Source organism: Kangsaoukella pontilimi (genome assembly GCF_009830125.1).
In the GTDB taxonomy this organism is placed as follows: domain Bacteria; phylum Pseudomonadota; class Alphaproteobacteria; order Rhodobacterales; family Rhodobacteraceae; genus Kangsaoukella; species Kangsaoukella pontilimi.
The window spans coordinates 809,815-828,952 of sequence record NZ_WUPT01000002.1 but is presented as its reverse complement, the minus strand read 5'-3'; the positions used below and the strand labels follow the sequence as shown (position 1 = coordinate 828,952).

19 protein-coding genes are annotated in these 19,138 nt (G+C 65.7%); 10 read left to right on the top strand and 9 right to left on the bottom strand.

Annotated features, from left to right (window positions below; all coding sequences use genetic code 11):
• Positions 1 to 12: 12 nt before the first annotated feature.
• The 3 genes from GQ651_RS13605 to GQ651_RS13595 all read left to right on the top strand — a co-directional run bounded on the left by GQ651_RS13605 (position 13) and on the right by GQ651_RS13595 (position 1,847).
• Positions 13 to 384 carry a hypothetical protein gene (locus GQ651_RS13605; RefSeq protein WP_160764784.1) on the top strand — a complete coding sequence of 124 codons (372 nt, stop codon included), beginning with the start codon at positions 13 to 15 and terminating at the stop codon, positions 382 to 384.
• A gap of 66 nt (positions 385 to 450) precedes the next feature.
• Positions 451 to 1,035, top strand: coding sequence for an ATP-dependent Clp protease proteolytic subunit (locus GQ651_RS13600; RefSeq protein WP_160764783.1), 585 nt, complete (start codon positions 451 to 453; stop codon positions 1,033 to 1,035).
• 104 nt (positions 1,036 to 1,139) lie between these two features.
• Positions 1,140 to 1,847, top strand: coding sequence for an NYN domain-containing protein (locus GQ651_RS13595; RefSeq protein ID WP_160764782.1), 708 nt, complete (start codon positions 1,140 to 1,142; stop codon positions 1,845 to 1,847).
• 3 nt (positions 1,848 to 1,850) lie between these two features.
• Here GQ651_RS13595 and GQ651_RS13590 read toward each other — a convergent pair whose 3' ends face one another.
• Positions 1,851 to 2,477, bottom strand: coding sequence for a TetR/AcrR family transcriptional regulator (locus GQ651_RS13590; RefSeq protein WP_160764781.1), 627 nt, complete (start codon positions 2,475 to 2,477; stop codon positions 1,851 to 1,853).
• A gap of 348 nt (positions 2,478 to 2,825) precedes the next feature.
• Here GQ651_RS13590 and mbfA point away from each other — a divergent pair, with 348 nt between their 5' ends.
• Entirely contained in the window at positions 2,826 to 3,806 is a 981-nt protein-coding gene (mbfA, locus tag GQ651_RS13585; RefSeq protein WP_160764780.1) for an iron exporter MbfA, read from the top strand.
• 154 nt (positions 3,807 to 3,960) lie between these two features.
• Here the strand turns inward: mbfA and GQ651_RS13580 are convergent, their stop codons facing one another.
• Positions 3,961 to 4,974: a PhoH family protein gene (locus GQ651_RS13580; RefSeq protein ID WP_227258173.1), complete on the bottom strand. Its 1,014-nt coding sequence runs from the start codon at positions 4,972 to 4,974 to the stop codon at positions 3,961 to 3,963.
• 157 nt (positions 4,975 to 5,131) lie between these two features.
• Positions 5,132 to 6,445 carry a tRNA (N6-isopentenyl adenosine(37)-C2)-methylthiotransferase MiaB gene (miaB, locus tag GQ651_RS13575; protein ID WP_160764778.1) on the bottom strand — a complete coding sequence of 438 codons (1,314 nt, stop codon included), beginning with the start codon at positions 6,443 to 6,445 and terminating at the stop codon, positions 5,132 to 5,134.
• A 112-nt stretch (positions 6,446 to 6,557) separates the two neighbouring features.
• On the opposite strand from miaB, the gene GQ651_RS13570 reads away from it, so the two are divergent.
• Complete coding sequence (locus tag GQ651_RS13570) at positions 6,558 to 7,424, top strand: hypothetical protein (RefSeq protein WP_160764777.1); 867 nt, start codon at positions 6,558 to 6,560, stop codon at positions 7,422 to 7,424.
• A 48-nt stretch (positions 7,425 to 7,472) separates the two neighbouring features.
• On the opposite strand, the gene GQ651_RS13565 is transcribed toward GQ651_RS13570, so the two are convergent.
• The 3 genes from GQ651_RS13565 to GQ651_RS13555 form a co-directional block, all read right to left on the bottom strand.
• On the bottom strand, positions 7,473 to 8,717 hold the full coding sequence (locus GQ651_RS13565; RefSeq protein WP_160764776.1) for an MFS transporter: 1,245 nt from the start codon (positions 8,715 to 8,717) through the stop codon (positions 7,473 to 7,475).
• A complete protein-coding gene (locus tag GQ651_RS13560; RefSeq protein WP_160764775.1) occupies positions 8,714 to 9,355 on the bottom strand; it encodes a hypothetical protein in 642 nt (213 codons plus the stop codon). The genes GQ651_RS13565 and GQ651_RS13560 overlap by 4 nt, the downstream gene beginning before the upstream one ends.
• 169 nt (positions 9,356 to 9,524) lie before the next feature.
• Entirely contained in the window at positions 9,525 to 10,511 is a 987-nt protein-coding gene (locus GQ651_RS13555) for a 2-hydroxyacid dehydrogenase (protein ID WP_160764774.1), read from the bottom strand.
• Between the two features lie 165 nt (positions 10,512 to 10,676).
• Here GQ651_RS13555 and GQ651_RS13550 point away from each other — a divergent pair, with 165 nt between their 5' ends.
• The 5 genes from GQ651_RS13550 (at position 10,677) to GQ651_RS13530 (ending at position 14,260) form a co-directional block, all read left to right on the top strand.
• Positions 10,677 to 11,144, top strand: coding sequence for an SH3 domain-containing protein (locus tag GQ651_RS13550; RefSeq protein WP_227258271.1), 468 nt, complete (start codon positions 10,677 to 10,679; stop codon positions 11,142 to 11,144).
• A 78-nt stretch (positions 11,145 to 11,222) separates the two neighbouring features.
• Entirely contained in the window at positions 11,223 to 11,600 is a 378-nt protein-coding gene (locus GQ651_RS13545) for a VOC family protein (RefSeq protein ID WP_160764772.1), read from the top strand.
• Positions 11,601 to 11,647: 47 nt separating this feature from the next.
• Entirely contained in the window at positions 11,648 to 12,355 is a 708-nt protein-coding gene (gene trmB / locus GQ651_RS13540; protein WP_160764771.1) for a tRNA (guanosine(46)-N7)-methyltransferase TrmB, read from the top strand.
• Between the two features lie 160 nt (positions 12,356 to 12,515).
• A complete protein-coding gene (gene aroA, locus GQ651_RS13535) occupies positions 12,516 to 13,856 on the top strand; it encodes a 3-phosphoshikimate 1-carboxyvinyltransferase (RefSeq protein ID WP_160764770.1) in 1,341 nt (446 codons plus the stop codon).
• Entirely contained in the window at positions 13,853 to 14,260 is a 408-nt protein-coding gene (locus GQ651_RS13530; protein ID WP_160764769.1) for a GFA family protein, read from the top strand. Before aroA ends, GQ651_RS13530 begins: the two co-directional genes overlap by 4 nt.
• A gap of 12 nt (positions 14,261 to 14,272) precedes the next feature.
• Here GQ651_RS13530 and GQ651_RS13525 read toward each other — a convergent pair whose 3' ends face one another.
• Genes GQ651_RS13525 through GQ651_RS13515 form a run of 3 tightly spaced genes read right to left on the bottom strand, consistent with a single transcriptional unit; the run spans position 14,273 to position 19,137 of the window.
• Positions 14,273 to 16,687, bottom strand: coding sequence for a heavy metal translocating P-type ATPase (locus tag GQ651_RS13525; RefSeq protein WP_227258172.1), 2,415 nt, complete (start codon positions 16,685 to 16,687; stop codon positions 14,273 to 14,275).
• Positions 16,688 to 16,744: 57 nt separating this feature from the next.
• Complete coding sequence (locus GQ651_RS13520; RefSeq protein WP_160764768.1) at positions 16,745 to 18,136, bottom strand: multicopper oxidase family protein; 1,392 nt, start codon at positions 18,134 to 18,136, stop codon at positions 16,745 to 16,747.
• Positions 18,133 to 19,137 carry an ABC transporter ATP-binding protein gene (locus GQ651_RS13515; protein ID WP_160764767.1) on the bottom strand — a complete coding sequence of 335 codons (1,005 nt, stop codon included), beginning with the start codon at positions 19,135 to 19,137 and terminating at the stop codon, positions 18,133 to 18,135. The genes GQ651_RS13520 and GQ651_RS13515 overlap by 4 nt, the downstream gene beginning before the upstream one ends.
• Position 19,138 lies beyond the last annotated feature (1 nt).

Sequence of the window (19,138 nt, the reverse complement as noted above, 5' to 3'; positions counted from 1 at the left end):
AGGCGAAGGATCATGCTTGTCGCGCTCGCGATGGCCCTTCCGGCGGGCGCGGGGGCGGAGCCGTTGATCCTGGCGGGCAACGGCGAAGAAATCGCGGTCGAGGTTGCAGAGGTCGAGCCGGTTTTCATGCATGGCCGGCCGTCGCTTCACCTGCTGCTGACCGATCGCTCGGGCGCTGCCATGGCGGACCTGACCGGGGCCATGATCGGAGAGCGCCTCACGGTCTCGGTTTGCGACCGGGACCTGCTGCGGGCGGTGGTGCGCGAGCGTCTGGAAGGCCGAGCCATCATCAACATGCCGACCATCGAGGCCTCCATTGCCGTCGCGGAGGTGATGCGGGGCGACGCGGCTTGCGACACGCTGAGCGTTCACTTTCCGGGTTGACCCGCCCTTGCCATTCCGGCGCCGAGGCAACACATTCCCCCCAACACTCAGACAACGGGAGCCACCATGGCGGACGACAAGAAAAAAGACGACGAGGACAAGGGCGTTGGAGGCAAGGCGGGCGAGCTTTTCTTCAAATCCCGCAACGTGATCATCACCGGCGAGATCAACGACAAGCTCGCCAACCGGATCACCACTCAGCTGATCGCGCTGGCCGAGGATTCGAATGACCCGATCAACCTCTTCATCTCGTCGCCCGGCGGGCACGTGGAATCGGGCGACATGGTTCATGACATGATCAAGTTCATCCGCCCCACCGTCCGCACCATCGGGTCGGGCTGGGTGGCTTCGGCGGGCGCGCTGATCTTCGTGGGCGCGAAAAAAGAGAACCGCTTCTGCCTGCCCAACACCCGCTTTCTTCTGCACGAGCCGCGCGGCGGCATCGGCGGCTCGGCCTCGGACATGTGGATTCAGGCCGAACAGATTCGCATCATGCGTGAGCGCTTCCACAAGCTCTTCGCCGAGGCCACCGGACAGACACCGGAAAAGATCGCCGAGGACACGCAGCGCGACTTCTGGCTGGGCACGAAGGATGCGATCGACTACGGGCTTCTGGGCAAGGTGATCAACACCGCCGACGATCTGCCCTGACGCCAAGCGGGCCCCGTATGTCTTTGGGTCCGGAAAATCCTGGGGGAGTCGCGGTCACGCGACGGGGGCAGAGCCCCCTCCCCCGACTGGAAAGGAGGCCATCAATGGCCGACCGTGACCGACCGCTGTATGCCGTTCTGATCGACGCCGACAACATCCCGGCGAAATACGCGGCCGCGATCCTGAAAGAGATCAACCGCTTCGGCGAGCCCGCCATCCGCCGCGTCTACGGCGACTGGTCGTCCAGCCGTCTGAACCAGTGGACCAAGGAGGTCCGCACCCTGGGCCTGACGGCGCATCAGGAAACTGCCAACACCACCGGCAAGAACGCCAGCGACATCGGCCTCGTTATCGACGCGATGGACATCCTGCATACGGGGCGTTTCGACGGCTTCGTGCTAGTGTCCTCGGACAGCGACTTCACTTCACTCGCCAACCGCATTCGCGAACAGGGCCTCAGCGTTATCGGCATCGGCGAGGGCAAGGCGCCCGAGAGCCTGCGCTCGGTCTGCAACCGCTTCGTCCTGATCGAGAACATCGTCGATGAGCCCGTACCGCGGGACAATGGCAAGGCCACGGGCAAGCGCGACCCGAAAGACGCGGTCCCGCTCATCCGCAAGGCCATGGACAAGATCGATCAGGAGGCGGAGTGGTTCTCGCTCGGCCAGCTCGGTCAGTTCATCCAGGCGGACAACCCCGACTTCGACACCCGCACCTATGGCAAGGCCAAGCTGTCGGATCTTATCGAAGTGCTGAAAGCCTTCGAGATGCGGAAGGAGGCGGGCCAGCTTCAGGCGCGGCGCCGCGACTGAGCCTCAGCCCCTTGGCCGGCCGTACTGGCAGAGGAACATCTCGACCGCGCCATCCACGACCCGGTCGATCTCGGCCTGGGTGAAGCCGTCGCGCAGACCCAGAACCATCTGCAGATGCAGCCCCGCCTTGCAGAGCTCTGGAAACTGATCGGCGGCAAGCTCGACATCGTCGATCCAGAGCTTGCCCTCTTCCACCTCACGGGTCAGGAAGCGGATCAGAAGATCGCGCACCATGGCGGGACCGGAGTTGTAGAATTCGCGCCCGACCTCGGGGAACCGCTGGCTTTCGCCCACCACGATCCGATAGACCTGCATGCCCACATCGGACATGAAGAACCCGACCATCCGCGTGGCGGCATCCTTCAGAACGTCGCGCACATCGCCCGACGCCTCGATCCGCGCGGCGGCCGCATCGGACTGGGCGCGGCACTCGATCTTGGCCACTTCGAGGAACAGAAGCCGCTTGTCCGGGAAATAACTGTAGAGGGTCGCTTTCGAGACGCCGGCCTCGCGGACGATATCATCCACGCTCGCCCCCTCGTAGCCATCGCGCAGAAAGACCGTCCTGGCGCCGTCGAGCACCTGGTCCCACTTTCTGCCTTGCTTAATGACCTGACTGGGTGCGTTCATCGTCGCCTCTCATCCGTTCTCCGATATATAAACTACTCAGTTCACTTGTTTCAAGAAGCGGGATCCGTCCGGGCGTCTCGTCACCCTGCGTCACGCGTACAGAACGTCCCGGCGAGCGGCAGCTCATAGATGCCGGCCTTCGCGAAAGCCGGGAGGTGGACCAAGACAATAAGAGCGGCAAGTAGGACGGCGCGGCACATGGCTTTCTCTTTGAGGTAAACTGAACGGTTCAGTTCTATCTTTGTGAGGTCATGCGAGCAAGAGAGAATGAACAGATCAGTTCGCTTTTGTGTCTTGCGCCAGAAAGAGGAAGTCTTAACTTAGAACTATTCTAAGAGGTGCTCGGCCATGGTCTTTTCACTCGCGACAGGGCGGAAACGGTTCTCGGAACTTACCGAGAAGGAAATCCTCGCCCTTGCCATATCCTCCGAAGAGGACGACGCCCGAATCTACCGGGGATATGCGGAAAGCCTGCGTCAGGACTTCCCGTCCTCGGCGCGCATCTTTGACAGCATGGCCGAAGAAGAAGACGGCCACCGCCGCAGGCTGATCGATCTTTTCAAAAGCCGCTTCGGCGACACGATCCCCCTGATCCGGCGCGAACATGTGGCGGGGTACTATGCGCGTCGGCCCGTCTGGCTGATCGAGAACCTCGGGCTGGACCGTATTCGCGCCGAAGCCGCCCTGATGGAACGTGACGCCGAAAATTTCTACACCAATGCAGCCGCCCGCAGCACCGATGCAGAAACCCGCAAACTGCTGGGCGATCTGGCGCGGGCCGAGGCCGGTCATTCCGAACGCGCCGACCAATTGACCGAAGAGCATCTGGACGACCGCGCGCGCGACACCGAGAACGAGACAGCGCATCGTCAATTCGTCCTGACATGGGTGCAGCCCGGCCTCGCCGGTCTGATGGACGGATCGGTATCAACGCTTGCCCCGATCTTCGCCACCGCTTTCGCAACGCAGGACCCGTGGACGACGTTCCTCGTCGGCCTCGCCGCCTCGATCGGCGCGGGCATCTCCATGGGCTTCACCGAGGCGGCCTCGGATGACGGCAAGCTGTCGGGTCGTGGCTCCCCTTTCAAGCGCGGGTTGTCCTCGGGCGTGATGACTACGGTCGGCGGGCTGGGACATGCGCTCCCCTACCTGATTCCCGACTTCTGGACCGCGACGGTCATCGCCATCGCAGTCGTCTTTGTCGAGCTCTGGGCCATCGTCTGGATTCAGAACCGCTTCATGCAGACACCATTTTTCCGGGCGACGCTGCAGGTGGTTCTGGGCGGCGCGCTTGTCCTCGCCGCGGGCGTGCTGATCGGGTCGGGCTGAAGGGGGCCCGGCCCCCTCTTGGCCCATGGGCCAATTCACCCCCGGGATATTTCAGAACAGGCGAAGACAATTTGACTCAAATTTTCGCTTCTTCTGTTTGAAAATACTCCGGAGAGCGCGAGGGGCAGCGCCCCTCGCCCCTCACTTCAGCCCCCTACTTGGGATCGTCGCGATCGTAGGCTTCGATGATCGCGGCGACGAGCGGGTGTCGGACAACGTCCTTGGCCGTGAAGTAGTTGAACGCGATGTTCGGCACGCCCGCCAGAATGCGCTCGGCATCGCGGAGCCCCGATGTCACGCCGCGCGGCAGGTCGACCTGGCTGCGGTCGCCCGTGATCACCATCCGGCTGCCCTCGCCCAGACGGGTCAGGAACATCTTCATCTGCATCGACGTCGCGTTCTGCGCCTCGTCCAGCACCACGAAGGCGTTCGACAGCGTCCGCCCGCGCATGAAGGCCAGCGGCGCGATCTCGATCCGCTTTTCCTCGATCAGCTTCGCCACCTGTTTGCCCGGCAGGAAGTCGTTCAGCGCGTCGTAGAGCGGCTGCATGTAGGGATCGACCTTGTCCTTCATGTCGCCCGGCAGGAAGCCCAGACGCTCGCCCGCTTCCACCGCCGGGCGGCTGAGGATGATCTTGTCCACATGGCCTTCGATGAACATGTTCACGCCGACGGCCACGGCCAGATAGGTCTTGCCCGTGCCCGCCGGGCCGATCCCGAAGGCCAGCTCGTTCTTGAAGAGCGCGCGCACGTAAGCCTTCTGCGCTTCGGTCCGGGGCTCCACCAGTTTCTTCCGCGTCCGGACCTCGACCCGGCCGCCCTGAAACAGCTCCATCTGGTCGCCCGGATGACCGCCCGCCTCGGGATCTGTCGCGCCCATGCGGATCTCGGCGTCGATCTCGCCTGCGTCGATGTCACGGCCCGCTTCCAGCTTCTGATAGAGCCCGCTCAGCACTTCGGCAGCCCGTGCCCGCGCAGCGCCCTCGCCCATGAGCGCAAGGAGATTGCCGCGCCTCAGGATGTGGACGCCGAGGGCATGTTCGATCTGGGCGAGGTTGCGGTCGAACTCACCGCAGAGGTCAATCAGCAATCGGTTGTCGGGAAACTCGAGAAGCGTTTCGGCGGCATCATCGGGCGACGTGAGCGAGGTCAACGCAGGAATGGCCAAACAGAGAAGCTCCCTAGATTCGTGTGCCTTTACATCCCGATGCTGCCAAGGGTTTTCCCTCAGCGCAAGCATATCTCGTCAAATGCCATGGAGGCGTCACGATATATTGGGTCAAAAAGCCCAAAGAGACCGCATAGGTTAAAGACGGCTCGATCCCTCAGGCCCACAGAATCTCGCCCGCCAGCGAATTGCTGTTCGACCGTACGATCCGCACTTTGCGGATATCGCCCATGGTCACGTCATCCGCGTCGGCATGGACGGCATGGAGGTACTCCGACTTGCCCACCATCTGGCCCGGCAACCGGCCCGGCTTTTCGAACAGAACATGCACGTCCCGGCCCACCATCGCATCCTGCGCGGCCTTCTGCTGGCGGTTCAGAAGCGCCTGCAGCCGCTGCAAGCGGGCGTCGGCCTCGGCAGCGTCAACATGCGCCTTTTCCGCAGCCGGCGTGCCGGGGCGGGGCGAATACTTGAAGCTATAGGCCTGCCCGTAACCCACCGTCTCGACCAGATCGAGCGTCGCTTGGAAATCGGCCTCGGTCTCGCCGGGGAAGCCCACAATGAAATCGCCGGACAACAGCAGGTCGGGGCGCGCGGCGCGGATACGCTCGATCAGGCGGATATAGGCCTCAGCCGTGTGCTTGCGGTTCATCGCTTTGAGAATGCGGTCAGACCCCGCCTGAACCGGAAGATGCAGATAGGGCATCAGCTTCTCCACCTCGCCATGGGCCGCAATCAGCGCGTCGTCCATGTCGTTCGGGTGGCTGGTGGTGAAGCGGATACGCTCCAGCCCGTCGATCCCGGCGAGGTCGCGGATCAAACCCGCCAGACCGCCCTCATGCCCGTGATAGGCGTTCACGTTCTGGCCGAGAAGCGTGATCTCTCGCACGCCGCGTTCGACCAGATCGCGGGCTTCAGCAATGACGCGGTCGGCGGGGCGCGAGACTTCGGCCCCACGGGTATAGGGCACCACGCAGAAGGCACAGAACTTGTCGCAGCCCTCCTGCACCGTCAGGAACGCGGTCGGGCCACGCTTGACGCGGGGCCGCGACTTCAGATGTTCGAACTTGTCCTCTTCGGGGAAATCGGTGTCGAGCGCCTTTTCGCCCGCCGTCGCCTTGGCCGTCAGCTCGGGCAGGCGGTGATAGCTCTGCGGGCCGACAACCAGATCGACAAGCGGCTGGCGCGCCATGATCTCGGCACCCTCGGCCTGCGCCACGCAGCCCGCGACGCCGATTTTCAGGTCAGGCTTTTCCGCCTTCAGCGGACGGAAACGGCCCAGCTCGGAATATACCTTTTCGGCGGCCTTTTCCCGGATATGGCAGGTATTCAGCAGGATCATGTCGGCGTCTTCGGGACGCTCGGTCCGGACATAACCCTCGCCGCCCATGGCCTCGGCCATGCGCTCGCTGTCATAGACGTTCATCTGACAGCCATAGGTCTTGATGAAGAGCTTTTTCGGCTCGGCCATGTCGGTGTCCTTACGCGCGATCAGCGCGCGTCCTACACGCCATGGCCCGTCTTGCCAAGCCTCTCGGCGCCGTGGCATCGTCGGCCAAACGGGCAGAGGGCAGGTCGGATCAATGCGGTTTTCCGCACTCAGCGAGGCCATGAAGGACAAGGCGGTGCGCGCGGCGAAAGGCCCCGTCGCGGTGATCATCGCCGAGGACGATGTCGAGGTCGGCACTACCGTCCGCCACCATGCCTTTCAGGGGTTCCGCGCGATCTTCCTTGTGGCCCCGCCCGAGCTGGAGCTCTCCGCCCCCGTGGCCGAGATGGTGACACGGATCGACCACCCGACACGAGCGCCGGACGCCACGCCCACCATCGTCAACGCCTTCGCCCGCGCGCTGCCCGAAAAGACGTGGCTCTATTACTGCTACAACGCGGAATACCTGTTCTACCCCTTCGCCGAGAGCCGGACGGTCAGCGAGATGCTGGCCTATCATGCCGAGGAACGGCGCTTTTCCATGCTCACCTATGTGATCGACGTTTATGCGGGCGATCTGCGCGAGCATGACGATGCGGTGTCGCTGGAAGACGCCCATCTCGACCGGTCGGGATACTATGCGCTGGCGCGCCACGACGCGGCGGGCGAGCCCATCGACCGGCAGCTGGACTTTTTCGGCGGCCTCCGCTGGCGCTTCGAGGAGCATATCGACGAGACCCGCCGCCGGATCGACCGCATCGCCATTGTGCGGACCGGTGCAGGGCTGGTCCTGAAGGCGGACCACACGTGGAGCGATCCGGAGCTCAACACCTATTCCTGCCCGTGGCACCACAACCTGACGGCGGCCATCGTGTCGTTCCGGACGGCCAAGGCGCTGAGGACGAACCCGTCCAGCCGCTTCGAGATCGACACGTTCCGCTGGCATTCCTCGGTCGAATTCGAATGGCATTCGCAGCAGCTTCTGGACCTTGGGCTGATGGAGCCCGGCCAGTGGTTCTGATGGGCTGAGGGCGTCAGGGGGGCCAGCCCCCCTCCGCGCTGACGCGCGTCACCCCCCGGGATTTTCCGGCCCCAAAGAAGACCGGGGGTCGATCGCGATAAAGCGGCTGGCGACGGCGAGCGCGATCAGCGCAATCAGACCCACACCCGCATAGGCCGCAAGAATGGGCTGCATCTGAGCGTGAGACATCAGCCCCACATCGCTGGCCGCGCCGGCGGCAAGCCAGAGCGAGGCGGCGAAGAGGATACGGGCGGCAAGGCTCTTGAACGACATGTACGTGGCGCGGCTGTCGTCGGACAACTCGCGCTGCGTCCGGGCAAGGATGAAGGCGGTCGAGAAGGAATCGGGCACCATCCGCAGGAACAGGACCGCAATGGCCAGCACGCTTTTGGATGCGGCCAGAACCGCGATGATCCCGATTTGAAGCCCGAGGGCGAAGAGGAGAATGCCAGCCAGCCCGATGGCCCGCCGGACCTTTTCCGCCACCAGCGAAAAGAGAACCGAAATCAGCATCATCGCCGTCACGACCGCACCGCTGACCAGAGGCGCCTCGGCAGCCAGCCCGAGGCTTTGCAGCGCGTTCTGGATGAATGGCTGGCCGAAGACGAAGGGGATGTGGCTGAAGCCGTACATCAGCACCGCCAGCCCCAGAAGCCAGATCAGGACCGGGTTCACGAAGGCGGCCTTCAGCGACGCGAAGCGCGCCCATTCGCCACCTTGGGCCAGGTCATCGCGATGATGGCGCGGCTCGGTGAAGCGGAGCGCGATCACCAGCATCACCGCATAGGCCACGGCGCTGGCCAGAAAAGGCACTGCGAAGGACCAGAGAGACATCGCCCCCCCGATCACCGCCGAGAGCGCCAGTCCCGAGAACCCGAAGCGCCACGCACGCAGCTCTTCCGCCTCCACCCGGTCGGTCTGCCCCGCCTCCTCCAGGGACTCGTAGAGAAGCGCCGTGTCGGTCCCGGACGTCAGCGCCGCCGCCGCCCCAAGCGCCACCTGCCCCGCAACGAAGACCCAGAACGTCCCGCCAAGGGCCAGCAGAAGGCACGCGACAACCGACGCGACCGCCGCCGAAATCAGCGTGATGCGTCGCCCCAACCGGTCCGACATCCAGCCCGATGGCACCTCCAGGATGGTCGTCGCCAGGTCGTAGACCGCATAGAGCAGGATCGCCTCGGCCGCAGACAGGCTGTTCTGGAAGTACAAAAACCAGACCGCCTGCCAAAACAGAAGGTTCTGTGTGAACCGGAACCAGGGGTAGAGCGCGATATTGCGCTCGGCCGCCGTCATCCCCCGACCGCCCGTTCGAACGCCGCCACGGGGAAGAACGGCTCCAGCGCCTCGCGCAGGACAGTGCGGCGCGGGTGGTCGGGATTGGCCACGGTGAAACAGACGAAATCCTCGACGACGGCGGCCTGCTGCTCGTAGCCCAGCGTCAGGAACGGCGCACGGGTGGCATCCCCCGAGTAATAGGGATCGGCCAGCCGGAAGCTCTCGGCGACCGCGCGGGCGGGCGTGTAGCCCGTCATCTCGCGGTTCTGCCACTGCCAGACATGGGTCAGCTCATGGGCCAGCACCAGCGCCTGCGGAAAGCGCAACGCCTGCGGCCAGGCCCGCGCCATGTCGCTGGAATAGAGCTGACTGTCGAAGCTGACCCGGTTGTGAAGCGCGAAGGCCTGCGGCGGCTGCGCACCCCTTGGCTGGGGCGTTCGGAGACAGGCGCGGTCAGTGCCGCGCAGGACCTTCACCGAAGACGGAAGGGTCCGGTAGAGCGGCGCAAGGCCAAGCCCCTGGGTGACGGTCACCTGATCGGTGTCGAGCGTTTCGCCGAAGAGGTCGCGCGCGAAGGCTTCCTCGTTCTCTGTCAGCGGCCGGGAACAGGCCGCGAGGATCAAAAGAAGAAAAACAAAAAGGCCCGTCGACCGCATACCAATGCTCTCTGAAAAGCGGCGTCCAAAACAAGATCACCTGTCGAAGTAGACTGACGGCGCGACCGCACAAGGGCTGCGCTGCACCGAAACTTTGCGCTGACCGGACAGGAAAGTCCGCGCCCGCGGCCCGGAAAACCCGCCATCAGCGCTCGGACGCCCGTGGCCATCAAAGCATTGACGGTACGACAAGATCGGGCGGGCGGTGGCCGTCGGCGAAGGTCTTGATGTTGATCAGCACCTTCTCGCCCATCTCGATCCGACCCTCCAGCGTAGCCGAGCCCATATGCGGCAGGAGGACCACGTTATCCAGCTCCCCGAGACGCGGGTTGATCTCGTGGCCATGCTCGAACACGTCGAGCCCGGCACCGGCCAGTTCGCCTGCACGCAGCATCCGGGTCAGTGCGTTCTCGTCGATCACCTCGCCCCGCGACGTGTTTACGATCACCGCCGAGGGCTTCATCAGCTTCAGGCGCCGCGCATTCATCAGATGGAATGTGGACGGCGTGTGCGGGCAGTTGATCGACAGGATGTCCATCCGCGCGACCATCTGGTCGAGACTTTCCCAAAAGGTCGCGCCGAGCGCTTCCTCGATCTCGGGGCGGAGGCGGCGGCGGTTGTGATAGTGCACCTGCATCCCGAAGGCCGCCGCGCGGCGGGCGACCGCCTGCCCGATCCGGCCCATGCCGAGGATACCCAGACGCTGACCGCCCACGCGCCGACCCAGATTCGCCGTCGGCGACCAGCCCTCCCAGTTCCCGCGTTGCATGACGGCGAGGCCTTCGGGGATGCGGCGGCGGACGGCAAGGATCAGCGCCATGGTCATGTCGGCGGTATCTTCGGTCAGGACACCCGGAGTGTTCGACACCAGAATCCCCCGCTGCCGGGCAGTCTGAACGTCGATATTGTCGACGCCCGCACCGAAATTCGCGATCAGCTTCAGCCGCTCACCGGCCTGCGCCAGAAGGGGCGCATCGATCATGTCGGTGATGGTCGGGACCAGCACATCGGCGCCCTGCATCGCTTCGGCCAGGTCCTCGCGCGACATGGGTGTGTCGTCCGGCCTGAGCCGCACGTCGAACAATTCGGACATCCGCGTCTCGACCGCCTCGGGCAGGCGTCGCGTCACAACAACAGTCAGGCGCGGCTCGGGCATGGTTTCTCCCAGGGTCTTTTCGTCGCTCGTTCTCTGAGGCAAAGTGTCAAGGAAGAGACAGCGGCACAAGAGACGCGTATCCCTGAAGCGCGCGTGCCGGCAAAAAAAGGGATCGAGCGGGCAATGGTCTGGCGGAAGCTTCCAGGCGGATTTCTGTTATGCGTCATGCTCTGCATGGCCTGGACAAGCGCCTGGGCTGAGGTCGAGCGCGGTCAGGTCACCAACCTGCCCATTCCGCGCTTCGTGTCGCTCAAGGCCGAAGAAGGCAACGTCCGGCGCGGCCCGTCTCTCAGCCACCGGATCGACTGGGTTTTCACCCGCCGGAACATGCCGCTGCAGGTCACGGGCGAATACGGCCACTGGCGCCGGGTGCAAGACCGCGACGGTCAGGGCGGCTGGGTGCATTACTCGCTCTTGTCCGGCGTCCGCCATGTCATCGTCGAGGCCGACATGACCGCGCTCAGGGTCAAGCCCGATCCGGACGCGCCCGTCAGCGCCCATGCCGAGGCAGGCGTCGTGGCGCGTCTGGAAAGCTGCACTCTGGACTGGTGCCGCGTTATCGCGGGCGGCTCCAAGGGCTGGGTCGAGAAACGCGCGATCTGGGGCGTCGAGCCGTCGGAAATCCGCGACTGATCCCGGCGCTTGACCTCAAGTGAACTTGAGGTCGCAGGGTGGACTTCATCGATTCGCAGGAACATGAAGGACAGCGATATGGCACGACTTGAACACCTGAACATGACCGTCTCGGACCCACGCGCGACCGCCGCCTGGATCGAGCGCGTCTTCGGCTGGCGCATCCGGTGGGAGGGCGCGGGGATGCAGACGGGCTACACCGTCCATATCGGCAACGAGGACAGCTATGTCGCCCTGTTCACCTACCCCGAAACGCCCGAGGCCAAGACCGAGAGCTATCGCACGAAGGGCGGGCTGAACCACTGGGCTGTTGTGGTGGATGATCTGGACGCCACCGAAGAGCGGGTGAAGGCCGAAGGCTTCACACCCAAGAGCCACGCCGATTACGAGCCGGGCCGGCGGTTCTACTTCAACGACGCGGACGGGATCGAGATCGAGGTCGTGCAATACGACTGAGCCTTGCCGCTTGACGGCGGCCGCGTGAGTTGGCACCTCGCGCGGCCATGACCGACACGCATCCCACAGGCGCCCCCTGGCGCAACTTCTACGGCCGGACCAAGGGCAAGACGCTCAAGGACAGCCACAAACGCTATCTCGAAGACCTCGCGACCGTGGGGCTGGGCGGCGTCGACTGGGAGGAGAACCCCGAGCGCACGTCGCTGGACCTCGCGGGCGTCTTCGGCGACCGGCCCGTTTGGCTTGAGGTGGGCTTTGGCGCGGGCGAGCATCTGGTCCATCAGGCCGTTCAGAACCCCGATGTGGGCATCATCGGGGCCGAGCCCTTCGTGAACGGCGTGGCCACCTGCCTCGGCAAGATGCGACGCGCGGGCGTGCAAAACGTGCGGCTTCATCCCGGCGACGCGCGCGACCTCTTCGACGTGTTGCCCGGGGAAAGCATATCCCGCGCGTTCCTGCTCTATCCAGACCCGTGGCCCAAGGCCCGGCACCACCGCCGCCGCTTCGTGACGCCCGAGCACCTCGAGCCACTGCACCGCATTCTCAAGCCCGGCGCGGTGTTCCGCGTGGCAACGGACATCCCCGACTATGTCCGCCAGACCATGGAGGAAGTGCCGAAGGCCGGCTTCCGCTGGCTGGCGGAAAGCGCCGCCGACTGGCGTGCCCCCTGGGCCGACTGGACCCGCACCCGCTATGAGGCGAAAGCGGTCCGCGAAGGCCGCACGCCCCACTATATGACCTTCGAACGGGTCTGATCCAATGGCGCGCGTCTTTGGCGCACACATGAGGTTTTGCGCCGGCCTTCGGCCGTCGCGGTTCCTCCGGCGGGGATTTTTCGGACCCAAAGAAGGAAGGGGCATTCCGTTCCGGCACTGTCTGCGCTAACGGTCGCGGGAAAAAGGACGGAGGACGGCCATGTCGGGCCACGGAGACCCCAGACCCATGCGCGCGGAACGCGGCGGAGCCCTGAGCGGCGAGGCACATGTGCCGGGCGACAAGTCGATCAGCCACCGGTCGCTGATCCTTGGCGCCTTGTCGGTGGGCGAGACGCGGATCCGGGGTCTGTTGGAGGGCGAGGACGTTCTGGCGACGGCGGCGGCCATGCGGGCCTTCGGCGCCGAGGTGACACGGGACGATGCGGGCGAATGGCATGTGCACGGCGTGGGCGTCGGCGGCTTCGGTGAGCCGGAGGACGTGATCGACTGCGGCAATGCCGGAACCGGCGTGCGGCTGATCATGGGGGCCATGGCCACCAGCCCGATCACCGCAACCTTCACCGGTGATGCCTCGCTCCGCTCGCGGCCCATGGGGCGGGTGACGGACCCGCTGGCGCTGTTCGGGGCGAAAGCCCATGGGCGGACGGGCGGGCGCCTGCCGATGACCATCGTGGGTGCGTCATCGCCCGTGCCCGCACGCTATACGCTGCCCATGGCCTCGGCGCAGGTGAAATCCGCGGTGCTGCTGGCCGGGCTGAACGCCCCCGGCGAGACGGTCGTCATCGAGACCGAGGCCACCCGCGACCATACCGAGCGGATGCTGGCAGGGTTTGGCGCGGCTGTCCGTGTGGAGGACACGAACGAGGGTCGGGTCATCACGCTGACCGGCCAGCCCGAGCTTCGTCCGCAATCCATCGACGTGCCCCGCGACCCGTCCTCGGCCGCCTTCCCTGTCGCCGCCGCGCTCATCGTCGAGGGCTCGGACGTCCTTGTCCCGAATATCGGGCTGAACCCCACGCGTGCGGGGCTCTACGAGACGCTGCGCGACATGGGTGCGGACCTGACCTATGAGAATATCCGCGACGAGGGCGGCGAGCCCGTGGCGGACCTTCGGGCGCGCTATTCGCCCGACATGGTGGGCATCGAAGTGCCGCCCGAGCGCGCGGCCTCGATGATCGACGAGTATCCGATCCTGTCTGTGGTCGCCGCCAATGCGCGGGGCCGCACCTCGATGCACGGGGTCAAGGAGCTGCGCGTCAAGGAGAGCGACCGGATCGACGCCATGGCCGTGGGCCTCCGCGCCGCCGGCGTCACGGTGGACGAGGGCCCGGACTGGTGGGAAGTGGAGGGCATGGGAGCCGGCGGCGTGCCGGGCGGCGCGACGGTCGAGGCGCGGCTGGATCACCGTATCGCCATGAGCTTCCTCTGCCTCGGCATGGCCTCGCAAAAGCCCGTCACTGTTGACGATGCCGCACCCATCGCCACGTCCTTCCCCATCTTCACCGGATTGATGACCGGTCTTGGTGCGCGTCTGACATGACGCGGACGGGCGGCTGCCTCTGCGGGGCGGTTCAGTACCGGGTGACGGGGCCGATGCGCCCCGTGATCGCCTGCCATTGTCTCCAGTGCCGGAAGACAAGCGGTCACCACGTTGCGGCCACGGCGGCGGCGCGGGGCGAGATCGAGATCACCGGCGAGGTGGCGTGGTACAGGTCGTCGGACACGGCGCGGCGCGGCTTTTGTCCGGTCTGCGGGTCGAATCTGTTCTGGGACGGGCCGGGAAGCCATCTGTCGGTCATGGCCGGCACATTGGATGGCGACACCGGCCTGCGGCTCGCCGGGCATATCTTTGTCGGAGCCAAGGTCGATTACTACGAGCTGTCCGATGGCCTGCCCACGGCCGAGGCCGATGACCCGCGCCTCACGACACAAGTCTTCGGTTAAGGGATTTCGGCCTCAGGGCGCCCAGCGGCGGAGGCGGAGCGCGTTCGTGACCACCGCCACCGAGGAGAGAGCCATCGCGCCCGCGGCCAGCATCGGCGACAGCAGGAGCCCGAAGACCGGATAAAGGAGACCCGCCGCCACCGGGATCAGAAGGACGTTGTATCCGAAGGCCCAGCCCAAGTTCTGGCGGATATTGCGCATCACCGCGTGGCTGATGCCGGTGGCACGGAGCACGCCTTCGGGGTCGCCGGACATGAGAACCACATCCGCCGCCTCGACCGCGATATCGGTGCCGGTGCCGATGGCGATGCCCACATTCGCCTCGGCCAGCGCGGGCGCGTCGTTGATACCGTCGCCGACAAAGGCGAGCGGCCCGCGCGCCGCCAGGTCCCTGATGGCCGCGACCTTGGTCTCGGGTTTGGCGTCCGCAACCACGTGATCGATACCCAGACGGGCGGCGATCACTTCGGCCGTGGCGCGTGCATCGCCCGAGATCATGGCGACCTCGACGCCCTCGGCATGGAGGCCGTCGATCACCCGCCGCGCGCCCTCCCGGATCGGGTCGGCCACCGCGATGACACCCAGTGCCGTACCGCCTTGAGACAGGTAGAAGACCGTCTTGCCCTCGCCCGAGAGCCGCGTGACCTCGTCACCGAACGGGTCAAGCGCCTCGCCCATGGCAAAGGTGCGCGTGCCGACGCGCACCTCGGCGCCATCCACCACCCCCTCGACACCCTGCCCGGTGACTGAGCGGAAGCCGGTTGCCTCGGGCACATCCGCTGCGGCACGCAGGATCGCGCGGGCCAGCGGATGCTCGGACGACGCTTCGACAGCCGCCGCGAGAGCCAGCGCCCGGTCGCGGTCGACGCCCTCGGCGGTGACAACGTCGGTCACCTCGGGGCGGCCTTCGGTCAGCGTGCCGGTCTTGTCGAAGGCCACGACCCTGACGCCGGACAGCGCCTGCAGCGCGTCGCCCTTCCGGAACAGCACGCCCAGCTCGGCGGCGCGGCCCGTGCCGACCATGATCGAGGTGGGCGTTGCCAGCCCCATGGCGCAGGGGCAGGCGATGATCAGGACAGAGACCCCCGCGACCAGCGCGAAGGAGATATCTGTCGTGACGGCCCAGACCAGAATGGTGACCGCCGCTACGACCAACACGACCGGCACGAACCACGCGGTGATCCGGTCGACCAGCCCCTGAATGGGCAGCTTCGCGCCCTGCGCGTCACGGACCATGCGGATGATGCCGGCCAGAACCGTATCCGAGCCGACGCCGGTCGCCCGTACCTTTAGCACCGATGCCCCGTTGACCGTGCCGCCCGTGACGGTATCGCCCACTGCCTTGGCGACGGGCACGGGTTCGCCCGTGATCATGCTTTCGTCCACATGGGCTTCGCCCTCGGTCACGGTGCCGTCGACGGCGATCCGCTCGCCCGGTTTCACGAGGATCACGTCGCCCACACCGATCTCGGAAAGGGGGCGCGTCTCGGTGCCGGTTGCGGTCACTACGGTCGCGCTGTCGGGACGAAGGCCCATCAGCTTGCGGATCGCGGCCCCCGTCCTGCCCTTGGCACGCGCCTCCAGCGTCCGGCCCAGAAGGATCAGCGTGACGATGACGCCCGCAGCCTCGAAATAGACGTTGCGCGTGCCTTCAGGGAAGAGCGCCGGCGCAAAGGTCACCAGCGTCGAATAGAGAAACGCCGCGCCCGCGCCCAATGCCACCAGCGCGTTCATGTCCGGCGCACGGTGCAGAAGCGACGGGATACCCTTGGTGAAGAAACCCCGCCCCGGCCCCAGAAGCGCCGCACCGACAAGCAGGAACTGGACCACGCGCCACGTCTGATGGCCGATGATCTCGCCCACGAACATGTGGATGGCGGGGATCAGGTGGCCACCCATCTCGAACAGGAAGACGGGCAGCACCAGAAGACCCGCGACGATCGTATCGCGGCTAAGCCGCGCCGCCTCGGCCTCCTGCCTGTCGACGGCGGGGGCGTCGGCCTCGGCCTCATCGGCTTCCGGCGTGATCGGATACCCCGTCTGCCGCGCCACGTCGCGGATTACCGCGATGTCCGCCCCCGCTGACAGGTCCAGCGTGGCGGACTGATCGGCAAGGTTGACCCGCGCGTCGATCACACCGTCAGCGCCTTTGAGCGCGGTCTCCAGACGCCTCACGCAGGACGCGCAAGACATGCCCTCAACCTCGAAACGCTGCTGATGGGTGCGCGGCGGATAGCCCGCAGCCTTCAGCGCTTCGGCCAGATCCTGCGGCGTCGTCACCGGCTCGTAGTCCGCCATGACTTCGCCCGTCGCCAGATTCGCGCGCGCATTCGACACGCCCGGCACCCCTCCGAGAGCCGTCTCGACCCTGCGCACGCAGGACGCGCAGGACATGTTTTCAATCTCGGTTCTAAACGTGGCGGTCATGACAGTATCTCCTTTGAATCGGGAGATAGGGCCTCCAGTCACTGGAAGGTCAAGAGGTCAGGCGACCCGAATCCACGTACCCATTCCGGCAGCGTGATGGGCCAGCATGTGACAATGCAAAAGCCAGTCGCCAGGGTTGTGCGCAACGAAGAGCGTCGAGACCCTCTGGCCCGGCTGCACCAGCGTTGTGTCGCGGAAATCACCAAGACTGCCGTCCGGCGCAACCTCGTGGAAATGATGGCCGTGAAGGTGCATCGCGTGCGGAAAGGCGGTCTCGTTCACGAAATCGATTGCCACCGTCTCGCCCTGCGCGATCTCGGCCAGCGGAGTGTCCGGCCGGCCCGCCTGCCCGGACAGCGCCCAGAACAGACCCTCCATCATCAGGGACCGACCGTCGCGAATGACACCCCCCGACATGACTTCGGGCAGACCGCGCATTGCGCCGCCCTGCATCACGATCTCGATTTTCCGCGCATTCGTCGCATCGGCCACGCCATAGGTGGGATTGGGCGGCAAAGGCAGAGGCGCAGCGGTCCGCGCGCTGCCGCCGTTTTCGACGACAAAGGTGGCCTGCGAATAGGCCTCGCCCCGGATCAGCTCGACCAGCCCGACCTCGTCGCCCACCTCGCCCGCGATATCCACGATCAGGTCCAGCCGCTGCGCCGGACCTAGCGCGAAAGGCCCCTCGATGACGCGGGGGGCGGCCAAAGGCATCCCGTCCGTCGCAACGATCCAGCCGGTCACACCTGCCAGCGCAAGGTCGAAAACCCGCGCATTGGCGACATTGATCAGCCTCAGCCTGAGGCGCGCGCCCGCCGTCACCGACTGCCGCCAGTCCATGTCCCCATTGGTGGTGACCACGTTGCCCAGACGGCCCGCATGGCTTCTGTCGTGGCGATTCTCGAAATCGTCGGTGATCTGCGCGCCTGCATCCAGCCGCCAGTCGTCCAGCACCAGAACGAGATCGTCATCCACATCGGGCGCCTCAGCCTCGTCCACGATCAGGGGGCCGTGAAGGCCGCGCGCCACCTGCTCAACGCTGTCCACATGGCTGTGATACCAGTAGGTGCCCGCGTCCGGCAGATCGAACACGTAGTCGAACGTCTCGCTCGGCCCAACGGGCGACTGTGTCACGCCCGGCACGCCGTCCATAGCGTTGTCGATGCGGATGCCGTGCCAGTGAACGGTGGTTGGCCGGGCCAGCCCGTTCTCCAGCCTCAGAGACAAAGTATCCCCCTGCCGCGCCCGTATCGTTGGCCCGGTGGCCGGTCCCGTCCGCCCGTCCAGCGCATAGCGCCAGAGCCGCGTCTCGGGATAGTCCGTGGGTACGATCTGCCGGCTGGCTTCCTGCGTAATCAGACGGCCGGGCGTGGTGGCGAGCGACGGGCGCGGAGCGCCCAGCACCGTCAGCGCGGCACCTCCCGCAAGCACGCCCCGTCGCGTGATCATGCCGGTTCCGCCTCGGCCATGAGCGCCAGCGCCCGCTCGGCATAGTGGCAGGCCACGCGCGATCCTTCGACCTCGCGCAACTCGGGCCGCTCGCTCCGGCAGCGGTCATCGGCCAGCGGGCAGCGCGGGTTGAAGGCGCATCCGGGCGGCGGGTTGATCGGATCGGGGATCTCGCCCTTGGGCGGTTCCACCTCGCGGCCGAACCCGTCCATCTTGGGCGCGGCGGCCAGAAGCATCTGGGTATAAGGATGCGCCGGACGCTCGAACAGCGTCCCCGGCGCGGCTTCCTCCACAAGGCGGCCCAGGTAAAGGACGCCCACCCGGTCGGCCATGTGCTGAACGACGGTCAGGTCGTGGGTGATAAAGAGATAGGTCAGGCCGAACTCGTCCTTAAGATCGCTCATCAGGTTCAGCACCTGCGCCTGCACCGACACGTCCAAGGCCGAGGTCGGCTCGTCACAGACGATCAGCTTCGGTTCCGAGGCCAGCGCCCGCGCGATGCAAATCCGCTGCCGCTGCCCGCCCGAGAACTCATGCGGGAACTTGCCCGCATCCTCGGCCGACAGGCCCACCTGCTCCAGCAGGCGCTCGGCCATGCCCTTGGTATCGCCGCCCCGCGCGGCGACGGGCTCGACGATGATATCCCGGACCTTCCAGCGCGGGTTGAGCGAGGCGAAAGGGTCCTGAAAGATCATCTGGATGTCGGAACGCACCTTGTCGACCTTGGCCGGGTCCGTCTCGCGCGACAGGTCGATACCCTCGACCTCAACCACACCGTCCGACGGATTCAGAAGCCCTACGATCATCTTGCCGATGGTCGACTTGCCCGACCCCGACTCGCCGACCAGCGCATAGACCTGCCGTTCGGGGATGTCGAAAGACACATCGGATACGGCGGTCAGGCGCGCCTTGGGCAGCCGCTCGATCACCCGGTTCAGCCACGGTTTCGAGACGTCGAAGACGCGGGTCAGGTTCTTGACGGAAACAAGGGGGCGGGTCATC